Genomic DNA, 18,506 nt, shown 5'->3' on the forward strand with positions numbered 1-18,506 from the left:
ATGAGAGTAGTCCTCATGTCAAAGAATTATGCGGCGGTATCAAGATCGATAGTGGATGCAGTTGGGGGAGCGAGTAACGTCGCGGCGGTGACGCATTGCATGACGCGCTTACGCTTTGTGCTCAACGACGATAGCGTGGTTGATAGCGCAAGACTCAAGGCCATCAGCGGCGTGTTGGGCGTGGTGAGAAGCGAAAACCAGTGCCAGGTGATCATTGGCAATACGGTTTCACAAGCCTATGCCGAAGTGCTGAAACTGCTGCCAGAAGGGGCGGTGGCCGAGCGGCCTGCGCCAGAAAAGAACAAGATTACCCTGAAACGCATTGGGGCAGGGATCCTGGACGCGCTGATCGGCACTATGTCGCCGCTGATCCCGGCGATCATCGGCGGATCGATGGTGAAATTGCTCGCCATGATCCTGAATATGACCGGTGTATTCGGTAAAGACTCCTCAACGCTGATTATTCTCAACGTGATCGGCGATGGCGCATTCTTCTTCCTGCCGGTGATGGTGGCCGCTTCCGCTGCCATAAAATTCAAAACCAACCTGTCGCTGGCGATTGCCATTGCCGGGGTGTTGGTGCATCCCACCTTTATCGATCTGATGGCCAAAGCGGCGCAGGGCCAGCAGGTTGAATTTATCGGCCTACCGGTCACCGCGGTGAAATATACCTACACGGTGATCCCGGCGCTGTTTATGACCTGGCTGCTCTCCTACATTGAAAAATGGGTCGATCGCATCACGCCAGCGGTGACCAAAAACTTCCTCAAACCGATGCTGATTGTGCTGGTTTCGGCACCGATCGCCATCCTGCTGATTGGGCCGCTGGGCATCTGGATTGGTAGCGGGATTTCGGCGCTGGTCTACACCATTCACAGCTATCTGGGTTGGTTATCCGTCGCCATTATGGGCGGGCTGTGGCCGCTGTTGGTGATGACCGGGATGCACCGCGTGTTCACCCCAACCATCATTCAGACCATTGCGGAAACCGGCAAAGAGGGCATGGTGATGCCGTCAGAAATTGGTGCCAACCTCTCGTTAGGCGGCTCATCGCTGGCGGTGGCCTGGCGCACCAAAAACCCGGAACTGCGCCAGACGGCGCTGGCCGCAGCGGCATCCGCCATTGTTGCCGGTATTTCAGAACCGGCGCTTTACGGCGTGGCAATACGCTTGAAACGCCCGCTGATCGCGGCGTTGATCAGCGGCTTTGTCTGCGGCGGCGTGGCTGGTGTGGCCGGATTGGCAAGCCACTCGATGGCCTCTCCGGGCCTGTTCACCAGCGTGCAGTTTTTTGATCCGGCCAACCCGATGACCATCGTCTGGGTGTTTGGCGTGATGGCACTGGCGATCGTACTTTCCTTCGTCCTCACGCTGCTGATGGGGTTTGAAGACATTCCCGTCACCGAAGAGGCGGAAAGCGAAAAAGCCAAACCTGCATCCGAGTTGTCTGTAACTAATTAACAAGAGGTATCTTATGTCAGCATCTGTTTTCCCCGCAGATTTTTTATGGGGTGGTGCTCTCGCTGCCAACCAGGCCGAAGGCGCTTATCTTGAAGGCGGCAAAGGGCTGACCACGGTGGATATGATCCCTCACGGTAAAGATCGGTTGGCGGTCAAGCTGGGCCAGGAAAAACGCTTTGCCCTGCGTGAAGATGAGTTCTACCCGAGCCATCAGGGCATCGATTTTTATCATCGTTATAAAGACGATATCGCCCTAATGGCGGAAATGGGCTTCAGCGTATTTCGCACCTCGATCGCCTGGAGCCGTATTTTCCCCAACGGGGATGAAACCGTGCCGAATGCCGAGGGCATTGCCTTCTACCGCGATGTGTTCGCCGAATGCAAAAAGCACGGCATTGAACCGCTGGTGACGCTGTGCCATTTTGATGTGCCGATGCATTTGGTGCGCGAATACGGCTCGTGGCGCAACCGGCAAATGGTGGGTTTTTTCACCCATTACGCCCGCACCTGCTTTGAAGCGTTTGATGGGCTGGTGAAATACTGGCTGACGTTCAATGAAATCAACATCCTGTTGCACAGCCCGTTCTCCGGCGCGGGCTTGGTATTCGAACCGGGCGATAATCAAGAGCAGGTGAAATATCAGGCCGCACACCACGAACTGTTGGCGAGCGCGCTGGCGACGAAAATCGCCCATGAGGTTAACCCGCACAATCAGGTCGGTTGCATGCTGGCCGGTGGCAATTTCTACCCCTGGTCGTGTAAACCGGAAGACGTGTGGGCCGCGCTGGAAAAAGACCGCGAAAACCTGTTCTTTATCGACGTTCAGGCGCGCGGAGCCTACCCTTCGTACACCCAACGTTTGTTCAGGGAAAAAGGCATCACCGTCGAAATGGAACCAGGCGACGCGGAGATCCTGAAAAACAGCGTCGATTTTGTCTCGTTCAGCTATTACGCCTCGCGCTGTGCCTCGGCAGAGATGAACGAGCACAACAGCAGCGCCGCCAACGTGGTTAAATCGCTGAAAAACCCATACATCCAGGCCAGCGATTGGGGATGGGGGATCGATCCTCTGGGCCTGCGTATTACGATGAACATGATGTATGACCGCTACCAGAAACCGCTGTTCCTGGTGGAAAATGGTCTGGGCGCAAAAGACGAAATCAACGAACAAGGTGAAATTGACGACGAATACCGCATCAGCTATTTGCGTGAGCATATTAAAGCGATGGCGGAGGCGATCAGTGACGGTATTCCGGTGATGGGTTATACCTCCTGGGGTTGCATCGATCTGGTTTCTGCTTCTACCGGGGAAATGAGCAAACGCTATGGCTTTGTCTATGTCGATCGTGACGATCAAGGGAATGGCACCTTAGCCAGAACCAGAAAGAAATCGTTCTATTGGTATAAGAAGGTCATTGCCAGCAACGGTTCGGATTTAAGCTAATAAAGAAAGGGAATATTGGTGTTAGGCGATATTCCTGTTCTCCCTCTCCCTGCGGGCGTAGGTATCTACACAAGTTGCCAATAGACAGCCCCATCACCTCCGACGGACAGAGTATCACGGCTTGCTGCGGCTTTGGTGCTTGAAATATGCACTAAACGGTCCCCTCTCCCCGCGGGAGAGGGCTAGGGTGAGGGGCTATTCACGGCGAACCTTCATTGATTAAATATCAATTAATTCAATGAGTTTCGTTGTCAATGACAATGAGCTTCCAACGGAGTCGTTGGCAATAGATCGTGATAAAAAAGCCCCTCACCCCTTATCTAATGATGGATTTTTTATATTCATCTCTCAAATTCATTACCCATAAAAATCAAATAAAAACTTAGCATTAATCATCCTATTTTCTCGGGGAATTATGCTATACCGGTCATACCTCAAGTTGTATGTGCGTTGGTTCTGTGACCCGCCAAAATAGGGATGTTACTATTTTATGAGTAATCAATTCTCTCCTTCTGATTTGAAAACTATCCTGCATTCGAAACGCGCCAATATTTATTATTTACAATACTGCCGGGTATTAGTGAACGGCGGGCGGGTTGAATATGTCACTGATGAAGGTAAGCAATCTCTCTATTGGAATATCCCCATCGCCAATACCTCCGTGGTGATGCTGGGGACCGGTACCTCAATCACTCAGGCCGCTATGCGTGAGTTTGCTAAAGCGGGGGTTCTGGTTGGATTCTGTGGCGGTGGGGGCACGCCTTTGTTTGCCGCTAATGAAGTTGAAGTGGATGTTTCCTGGTTAACCTCACAAAGCGAATACCGGCCAACGGAATATCTACAGCATTGGGTGAGCTTCTGGTTTAACGACGATAAGCGTCTGGCTGCGGCTATTGCTTTTCAGCAACAGCGCATTGCTCAAATCCGCACTCATTGGCTCTCGGTGCGCATGCAGCGTGAACAGGCATTCGAGGTTGATGCTGCCCAGCTTAATCCGGTGCTGGACAATTTTATCCAGCGCTTATCCGCTTGCCAGAATAGCAACGATGTTCTGGCACAAGAGGCGGTCATGACTAAAGCGCTCTATAAATTGGCGGCCAATGGAGTGAAGTATGGTGAGTTCAGCCGTGCCAAACGCGGCAGCGGTATCGACATCGCTAACCGATTTTTAGATCACGGTAACTATCTGGCTTATGGCCTTGGCGCTACTGCGGCTTGGGTTATTGGCCTGCCGCATGGTTTGTCGATACTTCATGGCAAAACTCGGCGTGGTGGCTTGGTGTTTGATATTGCTGATTTGATTAAAGATGCTTTAATTCTGCCTCAAGCCTTTATCGCCGCGATGGCTGGGGAGGATGAACAGCAATTTCGCCAGCGTTGCCTCACTGGATTTCAGCAGGCGGATGCACTGGATGTGATGATTGATACCCTGAAAGACACCGCAGAAAGTCTGTCACAGGTGGGTAAATGAATATTTTGCTGGTTGCTCAGTGCAGTAAAAAGGCATTGATAGAAACTCGTCGTATTTTGGACCAGTTCGCCGAGCGGAAAGGGGATCGGACTTGGCAAACACCGATTACTCAAGAGGGTTTGAATACGTTGAGGAAACTGCTGCGTAAAACCGCCAAGCGTAATACGGCAGTGGCTTGTCATTGGATTCGGGGAGCCAACAACACGGAATTGCTGTGGATCGTGGGTAATCTGCGCCGTTTTAATGCACAGGGCACGGTACCGACGAACAGCACGCAGCGAGATATCCTGCGTAGTCAGGATGAGAATCAATGGCACAACGCTGAAGTTATCGCGCTGTTAGCGGGTATTGCTGGGTTGTTTCACGATTTTGGTAAGGCTAATCGACTGTTTCAAAACAAGCTCTTGAGGATAGGTGCTTCTTTTGAGCCTTGCCGACATGAGTGGGTCTCACTGCGGTTATTTACTGCTTTTGTCGCAGAACGGGAGGATGCGCAGTGGCTACAGGCGTTGGCGGAAGTAAGCGCTGCGGATGAGCCCGCGCTGCTGGCCAAGTTGATTGCTGATGATGCCCGCACGCTACAGAATCCATTCACCGCATTGCCGCCGCTGGCGAAGGTGGTTGCCTGGTTGATTGTTTCTCATCACCGGTTGCCCGTTTATCCTGCTTCACCCCGTTGGCCGGAATATCAAAACCCACCGAAACTTGAATATCATGATCGCTGGCTCAGTGAGTGCTTTTCACCCGGCTGGAATTCCCCGCAGTTTATGAATGACTATGCGGGAGTGGTACGTGAACATAACTGGCAGTTTCCGCATGGGACACCGTTCAAAAGCGCAACCTGGTGCAGGAAGGCGCAGGAAATTGCCCGGCGTGCCCTGCAAAGTAGTGTGCTCTACAACGGGGTGGGGTGGTTTGAACAGCGTTTTACTTTGCATCTTTCACGTCTGGTTCTGATGCTGGCAGATCACTTTTATTCAGCGCAGCCCGTGACGGAAAAGTGGCAAGATCGCAACTATACCGCTTTTGCCAACACCGATCGTACCACTCACCAATGTAAACAGCAGTTGGATGAACATAACATTGGTGTTGCTCATAATGCTTTCCTGTTGGCCCGCAGTCTACCTGCGCTGAGAGACTCTTTGCCTGCGATAACCCGGCATAAAGACTTTAAAAAACGTGCTACTGACAGCCGGTTCCGTTGGCAGGATAAGGCATATGATCTCGCTTGCTCGTTAAGAGAACAAACTCGGCAGCAAGGTTTTTTTGGCGTCAATATGGCTTCTACCGGCTGTGGTAAGACGTTTGCCAATGCCCGGATTATGTATGGTTTGGCGGATGAGACGTTGGGCTGCCGTTTTAGCGTGGCGTTAGGTTTACGCACGTTGACGTTGCAGACCGGTGAAGCGCTGCTTAATAGGTTGCATCTACAGGATGATGATCTGGCCGTTATGATTGGCTCTGCTGCTGTCAAAGAGCTTAATGAGCAGGAGCAACAGCGGGAACTGCAGGCTTCAGGTAGCGAGTCGGCAGACGATCTGTTTGCCGAGCATATGTATGTAAAATATGACGGTAGCCTGGAAGATGGCCGCTTAAGCCGTTGGCTGAAGGCCAGCCCAAAACTACAGCAATTGCTGAGTGCCCCGATCCTCGTCAGCACTATCGATCATCTGATGCCCGCGACTGAGGGGGTTCGAGGGGGTAAGCAGATTGCACCAATGCTGCGGTTACTAACGTCAGATCTGGTGTTGGACGAACCCGATGATTTTGATCTGGCGGACTTGCCTGCGTTGTGTCGGCTGGTCAACTGGGCGGGAATGCTGGGTAGCCGTGTACTGCTCTCATCGGCAACATTACCACCGGCCCTGATTGTGGCGTTATTTGAAGCCTATCAACGTGGGTGGATGGATTATGCCAGCGTCAATGGCGAACCTAATCCACAAGGAGAGATTTGTTGTGCTTGGGTGGATGAATACGATACCGGCAACGGCAGTATTGCGGACCGAGAAAGCTTCAAGCAACAGCATCAGGCTTTTGTTCTGCAACGAGCGCAGAATTTGCTGAACCGGCAACAGGTGTTGCGTAAGGTTAGGCTGGTGGCAGTCAGCAACAATCATGCTGGCAAGCTGGAAGCGGTGCGCTCGATAGTTAGCGTGATCCAACGGCAGATGTCGATTCTGCATCAAGCCCACCACCAGCGCCACCCATCGGGTAAGCGGGTTTCTATCGGTCTGGTGCGGATGGCCAATATCGCTCCGTTAGTAGCGCTAGCTTCAGCACTGATGGCGACGACACCGGAAGCAAATTATCGGATTCACTACTGTGTTTACCACAGCCAACACCCTTTGGCACAGCGCTCTCATATTGAAACCCGGCTTGATGCGGCGTTGACGCGTTACGATCCTGACGCGCTTTGGCACCAGCCAGAAATTCAGGCAGCGATACAGAACGCACCAGAGGAAAATCAGCTGTTTGTGGTGCTGGCAACCTCGGTAGCAGAGGTGGGGCGTGATCATGACTATGATTGGGCGATAGTCGAACCCAGCTCAATGCGCTCGCTGATCCAACTGGCGGGGCGAGTACAACGGCATCGGCAGTGTTCACCTGAGACTGACAATATTGTCATTCTTACACACAACATTAATGCGTTGGCCGGGGAGGAGATTGCTTACCGTCACCCTGGTTTTGAAAGTCAGGAACGCCGCTTTTCCAGCCACGATTTATCCGTATTGCTGCGCGACATCAAGTACCAGGAAATTAATTCCTTACCCCGTATTTTGTCACCTGAGCAACTTAGACTGAAATCGCAATACGACAACTTTTCTGAGCTGGAGCATGCTCAACTATTGTGTGCCTTATTCCAAGATAAGCGTGGTGAGAAGCCCTTGCTCAGTGCTTCTCGCTGGTGGTTGAACCAGCCAACCTGGCACGCTGAATTTCAGCGTTGCACCCCATTCCGTCAATCAGCGGCGGATGAACAGTATTTTCTTTTTCTGGAAGAGATTGGTGAGGTTGCCGATTTTCGCCTGTATGACATGAACGCCAGGCCGCCTTGTTATGTACCGGTTGATGTGATTGAGCCGGTAGCTCTAACACTAGCCGCGGGCAATCAGCCTTGGTTCAATCTGGATGCCGACTATGTTTACCCACTCTTGGCCGAACGGTTTGATCTGGAACTCAACGAAATCAGCACTCGTTATGGTGAGATCCGTTTGCGGGAGTCGCGTTCTACCTCTGTGGCATGGCGATATCATCCGGTGTTAGGCGTGTTCCGCGCCCTTGAGTAAGGGCGCGGGCTACCTGCGCGGTAGTGAGGTCATAAGTACTTACTTCTAAGCTACCTAGTCGGTAGGAGTGCAATCATATTGGTTGATGGATGTTAAGTCTATTATCGTATTTTTATATTATAAGTACTTAGGTTGAGATTAACTCATTGGAAGGTTACTATTTGAACGCTGTTAGTTGTTCTATGTCGTACTCGCTACATTAATGTGAGGATCACTTTATGGAATATACCGGGCTCTCAGCAGCAATTGCTGGCTATATCGATGAGCGACGAAGAGTTAAAAAGGAACCTGTAGAAAAGAGCTGCGAAAAGGCACTAAAGGAGGAGCCGGAGGCAGCGAGACGTGTGGCAATCAGTACGGAATATCAGGCACAGCTTCAGGCGCTGGATAATCAGTTTGCCTATATTCCCTGGTTAACCGATGCGGCTAAGCGAGCCAAACAGATCAGCCTGGTGACTCATGCACTGAAGTTTACCCATGGCGATGCGAAGGGGAGCGGTGTACTTGATGCCAGAGAGTCAACCGTTGCCAAGGGCTATCTCTCCACACTGGCGTTGAACCAACTGGAAACCGATGCTATTGGTAACGCAGCTGCTTTGGATGTGGCCAAGCTGTTACAGCTAACTGTGAATGGTGCCAGCGTAGCGGATTGTATCGCGCAGGACGATATCTCACCTTTTGCTCCCTTTACTGCCGATCTACAGCAGTTGGAAGAGTGGCTGGCCGGTTTTAAGTTGGCGCTGGTGGATAAAAATCTCAGCTCGCACACCCTTGCCAAACAGATCTTCTTTCCTATCACCAAACAAGACTATCATCTGCTAAGCCCGCTGTTTCCTTCTTCTCTGGCGCATGAGATCTATGGCCGCATTGGGCAAAGCCGCTTTGGTGAACAGGCCAAAGAGATCCGTGAAGCGAAAAAGGCCGGGAAATATCATGCTGAACTTCAGGTCAGTTACCCCGGTACGGCAATCCAGTCTTACGGCGGCTCTAAACCTCAGAACATCTCCATCTTGAACAGTATGCGCGGGGGAAAAATGCTGCTGCTCTCCTGCGCACCGCCCAACTGGCGCGGCTGCTTAACCCCTCCCAGCGGTACAGATATTTTGTATAGCAGCGAATTTAACCGCCGTACCTGGCAACAGGTCAATCAACTGAAAAACTACCTGCTCAGTGTGGCGGAGAAAGAGAGTACGTTGGAGATCCGTCAGCAGCGTGGGCGTTGTGTGTTAGCGCTGGTGGACACCTTATTGAATTACGCTAGTGAGATACAGTTTCTGACCGAATTAGCAGGGTGGAGTTCGCATCCTGACTGTAAATTACCTGATGCGCAGAGAATATGGCTCGATCCTCATAATCCTTCCGCAGAGTTTCAGCAGCAACGCAGTAAAAATGCCTGGCCGGGCGAGATCGCCAAGCAATTTGCGTATTGGTTGAATAAAAAGCTGGAGCACAAGCGGATGACGTTTGCCCAGGCTGAAAGCCAGGCCTGGCAGAAGGTCTTCAGTCAACGCCTCCGGGAGTTTGACCTTGGGTGGAGGGAGGAAGCATGAGTACATTAATTACCCTACGCCACCTTCAGGTCAGCAATGTCAACACCATTGCCGGACTGACTTACGGTTTTCCTGCTATCACTCAACTCTTAGGCTATACCCATGCGCTATCACGCAAGCTTCAGCAGAGCCACGGTATCGAACTACAGGGCTGCGCGGTGGTGTGCCATCATCATCAGATCCAGGCTTATCAGCCGTCGGGATGGGGCGATTATGTGTTTGCATTAACGCGTAATCCACTGACTAAAGAGGGAAATACGGCCCCTATTGTTGAAGAGGGGCGTATGCAGATGGATATCTCCCTGGTTCTGGAGTGTCAGGGGCTGATTTCTGGCGGTGAAGCAGGCATTGCGGCGCTGCGTGAGCATTTATTTCCGTTGTGCCAGAGCCAGAGATTAGCTGGGGGGACGATTAGCGGGTTACAAGACATCGACATTGTGGCTTTTCCCACGACGACACAGGAGCGATCGCGCTTTACCCGGCGTTTGCTACCTGGTTTTGTCCTGCTCGATCGTTCCTCTCTGTTACAGCAGCATCTATTACGCTTGCAGCAAAACCAACCTGAAGCCGATCTCTTGGATGCCTGGCTCGATTTTTCTGCGCTGAAATATCAGGCTGTGCCTTTGCAAGATGAGCACGGTGCGCTGGATGAGAACAACAAAGCGCAGTGGGTTTATCAACCCAAGCCAGAAAGTGGCTGGCTGGTGCCGATCATGGCAGGATTCCGCGCTATTTCGCCTTGCTATGAGCCAGGTATGGTGAACAACAGCCGCGATTGGGTTACGCCTTTTCGTTTCGCAGAGGCGGTCTACGGTATTGGTGAATGGAAAAGCCCACACAATCTTGACGACTTGCGGCAGATATTTTGGCAATACCATTGTGACCAAGAGTGGTATCTCTGTCAGGCACAACCTAGCGTGGTTACAGACAGCATTTCTCAACTCGAAGAAGATTTCGATTTTTTCTGATAAAAAAGGAATTGGATCATGGCGACTATCACATTAAAAACGGCATCAGTGCTGGCATTTGAAAGCAAGTTGGCTTGTTCTGACGCGATTATGGCGGCGGGAAATTGGGAAGAGAGAACGGATGTAACCTGCTGGCAGCCCATCTTGGTACAGGAAAAGGCGGTGCGCGGTACGATTTCCAACCGTTTAAAGGCAGCGATCAGCAGTGACACTGCGAAGCTGGATGCAGCGATTCAAAATGCCAACCTGCAAACCGTAGATGTGGCGGCATTACCTTTCGACTGTGACACATTAAAAGTGAGCTTTACTCTGCGCGTGCTCGGTGGGCTGGCTACGCCTTCTACCTGCAACGATCCTGACTATCAGGCCGCATTGGCCGCAGTGATCCAGGACTATGTTGCCCGCCAAGGATTTAGTGAACTTGCCAGACGTTATGCAACCAATATTGCCAGTGGCCGCTTCCTGTGGCGTAACCGCGTTGGTGCTGAGCAGGTTGAGGTGCGGGTGAGTTGTGGTGGTCGCTTTTGGGTGTTTGATGGTTATGCACAAAGCCTGAATGAATTTCCTCCGGTGACTGGCGATCTGCTGGAGTTAAGTAAAGCGATAGAAGCGGGTCTGCATGGCCAGCAGTATACCTTTATTGAGGTTCAGGCTTTTGTCCGTCTGGGGCAAGGGCAGGCGGTCTACCCTTCGCAAGAATTGGTGATGGGTGGTGGTAAAGGAGATAAGAGCAAATTCTTGTTCCAACTGAACCAGGTGGCCGCCATGCACTCGCAAAAAATTGGCAATGCTTTGCGTACGATTGATACCTGGCACCCAGACTCCGCGGAGGTGGGGGCGATCGCGGTAGAGCCTTATGGCTCAGTGACCAATCGTGGTAAGGCTTACCGGCAACCCAGGGAGAAGTTGGATTTTTATAATTTGCTGGATGCTTGGGTATTGAAAGGTAAAGAACCTGATTTGGCACAGCAGCACTATGTCATTGCTATGTTGATTCGCGGTGGTGTCTTTGGTGATGCAAGCTAAACGAGGTGATTATGGACCACTATTTGGATATTAAGGTTCAACCCGATCTGGAAACCTCAGCACAGGATTTGCTTAATAATCTGTTTGCTAAATTACACCGTGCGTTAGGGCATTATGCAGTAGGGAAAATAGGCGTTAGCTTTCCTTGTAATGATAAGACTCTGGGTAGCGTGTTGCGCTTACACGGTTCGGCGCAGGATATCGAAAATCTGATGCAGCAAAGCTGGTTACAAGGCATGCGTGACTACGTTCGATGCAGTGCGGTATTACCGGTACCTGAGGCGGTACAATACCGAACGGTGAGGCGAGTGCAGGCAAAAAGCGCTCATAACAAGCGACAGAGATCGATTGCCAAGGGGTGGTTAACCGAACAGCAAGCGTTTGAGCAAATACCTGATACCCAACAGAAATCGCTCAGGTTGCCCTTTATTCAACTGCGTAGCCTTTCGAACGGCAATACGATGCGGATTTATATTCAGCATGGTGAATTGCAGGAACAAGCTCAGTTGGGGAGTTTCTCTGCCTATGGTCTAAGTAGCAGTACCACCGTACCCTGGTTTTAACCCTTTTTTTTCGGCTATTGCTAACTGATTGTTTTTTAATGGTGTAATAAGAGGGTAAGAAAAAAGGGTTTTCCAGCTCGAACCTTGATTTATGTTTAATAAACAGGATGCTGGCGCATTATTATTACAGTTCGCTGCCGTGCAGGCAGCTTAGAAAGGGCGCACCACCACGCCCCGTAACGCTGTTCTGTTCGCTGCCGTGCAGGCAGCTTAGAAATGTTGATGTATCTGCAGGCAGTAACATCACAAGTTCGCTGCCGTGCAGGCAGCTTAGAAAACGATGTTGAAGAGTTTATCGGCGTGGTTCGGGTTCGCTGCCGTGCAGGCAGCTTAGAAATGGAAACGGCCGCCTATTTCGACCCTGAGGAAGTTCGCTGCCGTGCAGGCAGCTTAGAAAAATCCACAAATGCCATCGGCAGCACGCCATGGGTTCGCTGCCGTGCAGGCAGCTTAGAAAGGGAAGATGGACGTTAAAGGCACTGGCGCCATGTTCGCTGCCGTGCAGGCAGCTTAGAAAGCGAAACGCGGGCGGAAAGGGTCGGCAATATCGTTCGCTGCCGTGCAGGCAGCTTAGAAAATGATCACATTCAGAGAAGCCCACAGCAGCAAGTTCGCTGCCGTGCAGGCAGCTTAGAAAAGACTTCCTGCGCCTCGGTATGACTGCCGTCGGTTCGCTGCCGTGCAGGCAGCTTAGAAAGCAAAGACCATTTTATCGAAGAAGGTCGCAGCGTTCGCTGCCGTGCAGGCAGCTTAGAAAAAGAGGGGGGGACGATCAAGCGCAAGGCGCGTGTTCGCTGCCGTGCAGGCAGCTTAGAAAGTGAACAGTTAGAGGCGCAGGGCAATGCGTTTGTTCGCTGCCGTGCAGGCAGCTTAGAAAAACGTGCGCCACGTACAACTAGCGAGAACGAAGTTCGCTGCCGTGCAGGCAGCTTAGAAAAGTTATAGAACTGCACAAAATACGATTGCGGCGTTCGCTGCCGTGCAGGCAGCTTAGAAAGATAACCCGGTATTTAGCGAAAACAATCACCGGTTCGCTGCCGTGCAGGCAGCTTAGAAAAGCAACGGCAACAGGCTGGCGACAATCTTGTCGTTCGCTGCCGTGCAGGCAGCTTAGAAAAGTCACCCATGTGAGCTTCCCTGATGTGGTAGGTTCGCTGCCGTGCAGGCAGCTTAGAAAGGTTAGCGGGCCTTCGGAAATATCCTCAGCGGGTTCGCTGCCGTGCAGGCAGCTTAGAAAAGTGAGGCGGCGCTCAGTGACCTGAAGAAACAGTTCGCTGCCGTGCAGGCAGCTTAGAAATTACTCGCAGCGGTGTGATGTCGGCCAACGAAGTTCGCTGCCGTGCAGGCAGCTTAGAAAGAACAACAGCGGGAACATTGGCGACCATCAGAGTTCGCTGCCGTGCAGGCAGCTTAGAAATGTGCGGTAATGTCTGAACCTGGCGTCTGTTTGTTCGCTGCCGTGCAGGCAGCTTAGAAATTGGCTGTTTCCTGGGGAACGGGTGCGGATTCGTTCGCTGCCGTGCAGGCAGCTTAGAAACTGGAGGCGTTCACACTCGACAGGCATCAGCCGGTTCGCTGCCGTGCAGGCAGCTTAGAAAAGCATGTACGGCCTGGGTAATCGCATTGATTCGTTCGCTGCCGTGCAGGCAGCTTAGAAATGCCTGATCGCGCTGGCGGCGCGGAGGTAACTGTTCGCTGCCGTGCAGGCAGCTTAGAAAATGAGCCAGACCAACCCGAATACTGAAATGCTGTTCGCTGCCGTGCAGGCAGCTTAGAAAATTGACCAAGTTCAGTCCCTCGGTCAACACGGGTTCGCTGCCGTGCAGGCAGCTTAGAAAAGTAGAACGCTATAGACACCGCCACCCGGATCGTTCGCTGCCGTGCAGGCAGCTTAGAAACAAGGATCAAAAAAGGATCATTGAGCAAAGACGTTCGCTGCCGTGCAGGCAGCTTAGAAAATCTTGATGCCGATTGGACGGCTGCGGATCAAGTTCGCTGCCGTGCAGGCAGCTTAGAAAAGCGGATGGTCAGCATAAGCCTGATTTATCCCGTTCACTGCCGTACAGGCAGTTCAAAACTGATGTGATCTTCAAAAAGTTAGATTTATTTAACGAACCTTGCTGGTTTTATAATTTTAAAGCATGGTGATTTTTTCTATGGGGGAGGATGCTATGCCTTCTGCATCCATATGAATACAACAACTTCGTGCGGGAAGCGCATTTTCCAAGATTGGCGTTTAGAACGGGTATTTCATGAGTGGCAGAAGGGATAATTCACAAGTATCTCTAATGTAGAGAATGGTTCATAACCCTAAATACATTGGTTAGTGAAGTTAATTGCTATTCAGCTTGATTATAAACAATAACTAAGAAAAATCTGCATTATTAGTTTGGCGTTGTAAGGTTGGTGACGATAAAAATAGTTTAACCTATACATCTCATAATATAAATAAATCTAAACTATAGATCTATTATATTGAAAATGCGGGTAACTAGTTGAATTTTATGCGTCACCAATAAAACAAGCACTAGTGCTGGTTCTTACTTAGCAGTTGGACCACAGCCGCCAATGATTTTAGAGATAGAAATTGCAGGGTGCAGCAGGTAATCGTAGCTGCAATCTTTAGTTTTGTTCTCAATACGCCCAGTACAAGCAGTCAGAGTAGACAGTGCAGCAGCAATAAGTACCAATTTAGCAAATTTGTTCATTTTTTACTTTCCTGTATTTAATAAAAATCCAAGCGGCATGTTACACAGTGTATTTATTTGAAACAACATTTTTTATTTGTTTTATTCACCATTATAAACTACCGCTCCTGCTGAGCAAGCTTGATAGAACATTCAAAAAAATCGAATGACATATTTTGTTTTTATATCTTTCACTAAGATTAATAGGTGGAGGAATAATTATTTTGTATGTGTTTTGTTAAAAACAAACAATTAACTAAATAGTAATGTTTTTATGATTGGCTAAAAATAAAAGACGATGACCTGTGTTTCTTGGTCTGGTTGGGGTGTTGAACCTGAAAATCATATTTATTCAGATTTTAAGTCTTTTGCGGGTTTTTTGTCAGAATTTAGGAGGGTAAAAATAAGAACATTCAAAATAGTCGTTCATTTTTTAACTCTTTGTGGTTGTTTTTCCGTGACTATCTCGGTTTTCAAGCCTTGTTCACCGCGCTTCTGTTGGTAAAAAAACGCTCTTACATCGTCGAGTGGCCGTAGCGGAGAGCGCGAATTGCCAAGAGTCAATCTTGAACCCTTGGTTTGTGCGTTAGTTGGCCACGGGGCTAGCCACAGCACGCTTATGGTTGCAGTAGCGATCCTGCCCTTTGATGTGCCGATCTTTCTTGTGGATTTGCGAGGTCTGCGAAAAGCCCGCCTGCTGCTTATGCACCGATTGAGTAACGATAATCCCCAGATCGTTTTCGTTCAGTTCCAGCAGCAGCGGCGAGCACTCTTTCATCATCGGGATGAACTGTTCGTAACCCACCCAGGCAGAATCAAACAGGATGTAGTCACACAGGTATGCAACTTGAAGTATGACAGGTATATACAGCTATTCACCGATGTGAATTAATAGCCACAAAAATGCGGGCTGGCGTGAATCGGCTTGGCTTAAGCCGGTTGAGTATCGGGGGGAGTATCACGCTAATTTGATCTGTAGAGAACCCAATAAAGCCAGAATGTTTTTTTATTGTTATTCATAAGGCCTGCTTGATGTGCATATCAATACAAAGATTATTTATTACTATGCTGTTTTGGGGCTTTAAAATGAATTGCCGCTAATTGTGACTGTCTTCAACCGTGAAGATGTCGGTAACAGGAGAGATAACGTTGAGTCAAACCGAAGACCAGCAGCCCATCATCCGTTTTCTCAACAAGCAGCACGTGCTCACGCTGTGCGCCGGTAATGGCATGGAGATGTGGTGTGCCAACTGTTTTTACGTGTTCGATGCCGAACGCATGGCGCTGTGGCTGATGACCGAACCGCACACCCAACATGGCCGCCTGATGCAGCAGAACAGCACGGTAGTGGGAACCATTGCTCCGCAGCCAAAGAGCATCGCGTTGATCAAAGGCGTGCAGTATCGTGGTGACATCGCCCTGTTACAGGGGGATGAAGATCTATTAGCCCGCGAGCGTTACTGCAAGCGTTTCCCGGTGGCGAAGGTGATGAAAGCCCCGATCTGGCAGCTCACTTTGCAGGAAGTGAAAATGACCGATAACACGTTAGGATTTGGTAAAAAGCTGCATTGGATACGCCCCTTATCTTGTTAATACGCTCATTTAATTTTTCATAATATTAGTGTTTGGCCATTAAGGAGAGATGGATTGAAAAACAGAGATAGAGTTGCACTGGCGCTGATGGCCGCATTTGCTCCCTTGGTAATGGCGCAAGATAGTGGTGTTTCTTTCAGCCACAAGAACTGGGAACTGGCCTGTGACAACACTAATACCTGCCGTGCAGCGGGTTATAGCGATGAGAGCGAGTCCAGTGGTTCAGTGCTGCTCACGCGTCTTGCTGGCCCTGGAACGGTGCCAACGGGGGAAGTGACCTTGGGGGATATAGAGTCTAATGGTTCAAACCCTATGGGTAAACTCACCCTCTGGATTGCTGATAAATCTGCTGGTGCGCTCAAAGTGGCAGAGGGTGATACCTGGCGCTTATCAGAAGCCCAGACCCGCGCACTTATCAAAGCAGTGAAAGGGAGTAGTAAAGTTGAATTTAAAGGTGGCCCGCTACCCTTTGTGCTTTCTGGTGACGGCGCTTCCGCCGTGATGCTGAAAATGGATGATGTCCAGGGGCGTATCGGTACGCCGGGGGCATTGACTAAAAAGGGCGACAAGCCTGAAAGCAGCGTGCCTGCAGCGATTCCTGCTCCGGTTATTCGGGCGGTGAAGGTCGCTGAAATGCAGGAACGTCCGCTGACTGCGCCAGAAATTGCAGCGTTAAAACCCAAGCTGTTGGCCACCTTGAAACCGGAGGATTGCGAGAGAATACAGCCCTCGCAGGATGAGAACGAGGGAAGCGAAGAAGCCATCACACTGACGCCGTTGGGGGATAAGTATGCCGTGATCTCCGCGCTGTGCTGGCGAGCCGCCTATAACGAAGGCCGTGGTTACTGGGTGATCGACAATACGTTGAAAGAAGCCCCGCTATTAGTGACGACTTCGGGCTCGGATTATGGTGAAGGCGTTATTTCTTATGGCCACAAAGGGCGCGGGTTGGGTGACTGTTGGGGAATGGCAAGTTGGGTGTGGGACGGTGAAACATTCCGTAAGCGTCGTGAAGCTACGACAGGCATGTGTCGCTATATTCGGTTGGGCGGAACCTGGGATCTGCCGACGTTTGTTGCAGATGTGAAGCCCGCGCAGTAAAGAAATAAAAAACGTAAGATGCCCGGTTGAGACAAGGGCATCTTTGGATGCTTGCTGGGGAGTAAAGGGAGAACGCATGACAAGGGTATTAATCACCGGGGCTTCTGGTCTGGTAGGGGGAGAACTGTTGCAACTATTGCAGACTGCTCCGCAGGTAACGGAAATCATCGCCCCCACGCGGGCGGCGTTGCCGCCAAACGGCAAGCTGCACAATCCGATTGGTGGCGATCTGTCTGCACTGCTGGCCGGATTGGATCAGCCGGTGGATGTGGTGTTCTGTTGCCTGGGCACCACGCGCCGTCAGGCTGGCAGTGCCGAGGCGTTTCGCCATGTGGATTATCAACTGGCGATCGAAACGGCTCTCGCCGGGCAGCGGTTGGGCGCGCAGCATTGCCTGGCAGTGAGCGCCATCGGTGCCAATCCGCGTTCCCAATTTTTGTACAATCGCACCAAAGGGGAGATGGAACAGGCGCTGCGCGCGCAGAACTGGCCACGCCTGACGCTGGTGCGGCCTTCCATGCTGTTGGGCCGGGCGAAACCGCGCCTGCTGGAGTGGCTCAGCGTGCCGCTGTTTGCGCTGCTGCCCGGCAAATGGCGCTCGGTTGCTGGCAACGACGTGGCGCAAACCCTGTTAACGCAGGCCTTCAGCGCTGGCAATGGGGTGAAAATTTTAGAATCCGACCAATTGCATTGCTCACGTTGATCATAGTGGGGGCAGATCGTCACGGCCTGGTCACCATCTGAATCCCCCAGCGTAAAGGAAATCCCCTTTAACGCGATCCCTGTGATACTGTGTCAGTCAAAAACGCTAAATTTCCCAAGCCGCCGGAAAGCCAGTTGCGTCACGATCGGCCTCACATCTTGCAGTTATCCATCCAAATCATAATAGCGACGGTTGAAGTACATCAGCCCACGTGGGGATTCACTGATGCGCACCGCCTGCACCTGGCAGTAAAACACCGTGTGGCTGCCGATTTCGTGGAATTGATGGATCGTACAATCAAAATTGGCGACGGCCGAATTCAATACTGGCGCACCGCTGGCGAGTACTTGCCAACTGTCATGGAGAAAACGCTGCTCCGAGCGCAACGTGGCAGTGGCAAATATCCCCGATAGATCGCGATGGTTGCTGGACAACACGTTGACGCACAGCGTACCGTTTTGCTTGAAATGGGGGTTGGCAAAAGAATTACGGTTCATGCACACCAGCAGGGTGGGCGGCTGATCGGTCACACTGCACACCGCCGAAGCGGTAAAACCATATTTTCCCGCCGGGCCATCGGTGGTAATCACCGAGACTGCACTAGCCAACTGCGCCATCGCATTACGAAATTCAGTTTGAAGAGTCATGATTT

Annotated in this window: 13 protein-coding genes, 1 pseudogene and 1 CRISPR repeat array; of the genes and pseudogenes, 11 read left to right on the forward strand and 3 right to left on the reverse strand. The window is 51.0% G+C overall.

What is annotated here, in order from left to right; genetic code table 11:
- Positions 1 to 15: 15 nt before the first annotated feature.
- The 8 genes from ascF (at position 16) to cas6f (ending at position 11,770) form a co-directional block, all read left to right on the forward strand.
- Entirely contained in the window at positions 16 to 1,461 is a 1,446-nt protein-coding gene (gene ascF / locus ACX1CU_RS02375; protein ID WP_459401052.1) for a PTS cellobiose/arbutin/salicin transporter subunit IIBC, read from the forward strand.
- A 13-nt stretch (positions 1,462 to 1,474) separates the two neighbouring features.
- Positions 1,475 to 2,905 (forward strand): 6-phospho-beta-glucosidase, encoded by a 1,431-nt coding sequence (locus tag ACX1CU_RS02380; RefSeq protein WP_459401053.1) that lies wholly within the window; start codon positions 1,475 to 1,477, stop codon positions 2,903 to 2,905.
- Positions 2,906 to 3,395: 490 nt separating this feature from the next.
- Positions 3,396 to 4,376, forward strand: coding sequence for a type I-F CRISPR-associated endonuclease Cas1f (cas1f, locus tag ACX1CU_RS02385; RefSeq protein ID WP_459401054.1), 981 nt, complete (start codon positions 3,396 to 3,398; stop codon positions 4,374 to 4,376).
- Entirely contained in the window at positions 4,373 to 7,663 is a 3,291-nt protein-coding gene (gene cas3f / locus ACX1CU_RS02390; protein WP_459401055.1) for a type I-F CRISPR-associated helicase Cas3f, read from the forward strand. Before cas1f ends, cas3f begins: the two co-directional genes overlap by 4 nt.
- A gap of 344 nt (positions 7,664 to 8,007) precedes the next feature.
- The gene (gene csy1, locus ACX1CU_RS02395) at positions 8,008 to 9,213 is read left to right on the forward strand and encodes a type I-F CRISPR-associated protein Csy1 (RefSeq protein ID WP_459401056.1); all 1,206 of its coding nucleotides are present in this window, start codon (positions 8,008 to 8,010) and stop codon (positions 9,211 to 9,213) included.
- Positions 9,210 to 10,181, forward strand: coding sequence for a type I-F CRISPR-associated protein Csy2 (csy2, locus tag ACX1CU_RS02400; RefSeq protein WP_459401057.1), 972 nt, complete (start codon positions 9,210 to 9,212; stop codon positions 10,179 to 10,181). The genes csy1 and csy2 overlap by 4 nt, the downstream gene beginning before the upstream one ends.
- An 18-nt stretch (positions 10,182 to 10,199) precedes the next feature.
- Positions 10,200 to 11,207 carry a type I-F CRISPR-associated protein Csy3 gene (gene csy3 / locus ACX1CU_RS02405; RefSeq protein WP_459401058.1) on the forward strand — a complete coding sequence of 336 codons (1,008 nt, stop codon included), beginning with the start codon at positions 10,200 to 10,202 and terminating at the stop codon, positions 11,205 to 11,207.
- A gap of 11 nt (positions 11,208 to 11,218) precedes the next feature.
- Positions 11,219 to 11,770, forward strand: a complete 552-nt coding sequence (cas6f, locus tag ACX1CU_RS02410) for a type I-F CRISPR-associated endoribonuclease Cas6/Csy4 (protein ID WP_459401059.1) — start codon at positions 11,219 to 11,221, stop codon at positions 11,768 to 11,770.
- A 129-nt stretch (positions 11,771 to 11,899) separates the two neighbouring features.
- A CRISPR array of direct repeats spans positions 11,900 to 13,788; the repeat unit is 28 nt; unit sequence GTTCGCTGCCGTGCAGGCAGCTTAGAAA.
- Between the two features lie 522 nt (positions 13,789 to 14,310).
- On the opposite strand, the gene ACX1CU_RS02415 is transcribed toward cas6f, so the two are convergent.
- Positions 14,311 to 14,478, reverse strand: a complete 168-nt coding sequence (locus tag ACX1CU_RS02415) for a YhfL family protein (RefSeq protein WP_459401060.1) — start codon at positions 14,476 to 14,478, stop codon at positions 14,311 to 14,313.
- Positions 14,479 to 15,070: 592 nt separating this feature from the next.
- Positions 15,071 to 15,298 (reverse strand): annotated as a pseudogene (locus ACX1CU_RS02420) (ornithine decarboxylase); the annotation flags it as partial.
- 308 nt (positions 15,299 to 15,606) lie between these two features.
- Between ACX1CU_RS02420 and ACX1CU_RS02425 the strand changes: the two are divergent.
- The 3 genes from ACX1CU_RS02425 (at position 15,607) to ACX1CU_RS02435 (ending at position 17,854) form a co-directional block, all read left to right on the forward strand.
- Complete coding sequence (locus ACX1CU_RS02425) at positions 15,607 to 16,050, forward strand: YhbP family protein (RefSeq protein WP_459401061.1); 444 nt, start codon at positions 15,607 to 15,609, stop codon at positions 16,048 to 16,050.
- 87 nt (positions 16,051 to 16,137) lie between these two features.
- Complete coding sequence (locus ACX1CU_RS02430; protein WP_459402704.1) at positions 16,138 to 17,151, forward strand: DUF1176 domain-containing protein; 1,014 nt, start codon at positions 16,138 to 16,140, stop codon at positions 17,149 to 17,151.
- Positions 17,152 to 17,227: 76 nt separating this feature from the next.
- Positions 17,228 to 17,854, forward strand: a complete 627-nt coding sequence (locus ACX1CU_RS02435) for an NAD(P)H-binding protein (RefSeq protein ID WP_459401062.1) — start codon at positions 17,228 to 17,230, stop codon at positions 17,852 to 17,854.
- A gap of 164 nt (positions 17,855 to 18,018) precedes the next feature.
- Here ACX1CU_RS02435 and ACX1CU_RS02440 read toward each other — a convergent pair whose 3' ends face one another.
- Positions 18,019 to 18,501, reverse strand: a complete 483-nt coding sequence (locus ACX1CU_RS02440) for a flavin reductase (RefSeq protein WP_459401063.1) — start codon at positions 18,499 to 18,501, stop codon at positions 18,019 to 18,021.
- Positions 18,502 to 18,506 lie beyond the last annotated feature (5 nt).

This window comes from Serratia sp. D1N4 (genome assembly GCF_054552755.1).

Excerpts from the sequence above, each read along its gene's own strand:
- ACX1CU_RS02435 (WP_459401062.1), top strand. The coding sequence starts at position 17,228 with ATGACAAGGGTATTAATCACCGGGGCTTCTGGTCTGGTAGGGGGAGAA.
- cas3f (WP_459401055.1), top strand. The coding sequence starts at position 4,373 with ATGAATATTTTGCTGGTTGCTCAGTGCAGTAAAAAGGCATTGATAGAA.
- cas1f (WP_459401054.1), top strand. The coding sequence starts at position 3,396 with ATGAGTAATCAATTCTCTCCTTCTGATTTGAAAACTATCCTGCATTCG.
- csy3 (WP_459401058.1), top strand. The coding sequence starts at position 10,200 with ATGGCGACTATCACATTAAAAACGGCATCAGTGCTGGCATTTGAAAGC.
- ACX1CU_RS02415 (WP_459401060.1), bottom strand. The coding sequence starts at position 14,478 with ATGAACAAATTTGCTAAATTGGTACTTATTGCTGCTGCACTGTCTACT.
- ACX1CU_RS02440 (WP_459401063.1), bottom strand. The coding sequence starts at position 18,501 with ATGACTCTTCAAACTGAATTTCGTAATGCGATGGCGCAGTTGGCTAGT.
- ACX1CU_RS02380 (WP_459401053.1), top strand. The coding sequence starts at position 1,475 with ATGTCAGCATCTGTTTTCCCCGCAGATTTTTTATGGGGTGGTGCTCTC.
- cas6f (WP_459401059.1), top strand. The coding sequence starts at position 11,219 with ATGGACCACTATTTGGATATTAAGGTTCAACCCGATCTGGAAACCTCA.
- csy2 (WP_459401057.1), top strand. The coding sequence starts at position 9,210 with ATGAGTACATTAATTACCCTACGCCACCTTCAGGTCAGCAATGTCAAC.
- ascF (WP_459401052.1), top strand. The coding sequence starts at position 16 with ATGTCAAAGAATTATGCGGCGGTATCAAGATCGATAGTGGATGCAGTT.
- ACX1CU_RS02430 (WP_459402704.1), top strand. The coding sequence starts at position 16,138 with ATGGCCGCATTTGCTCCCTTGGTAATGGCGCAAGATAGTGGTGTTTCT.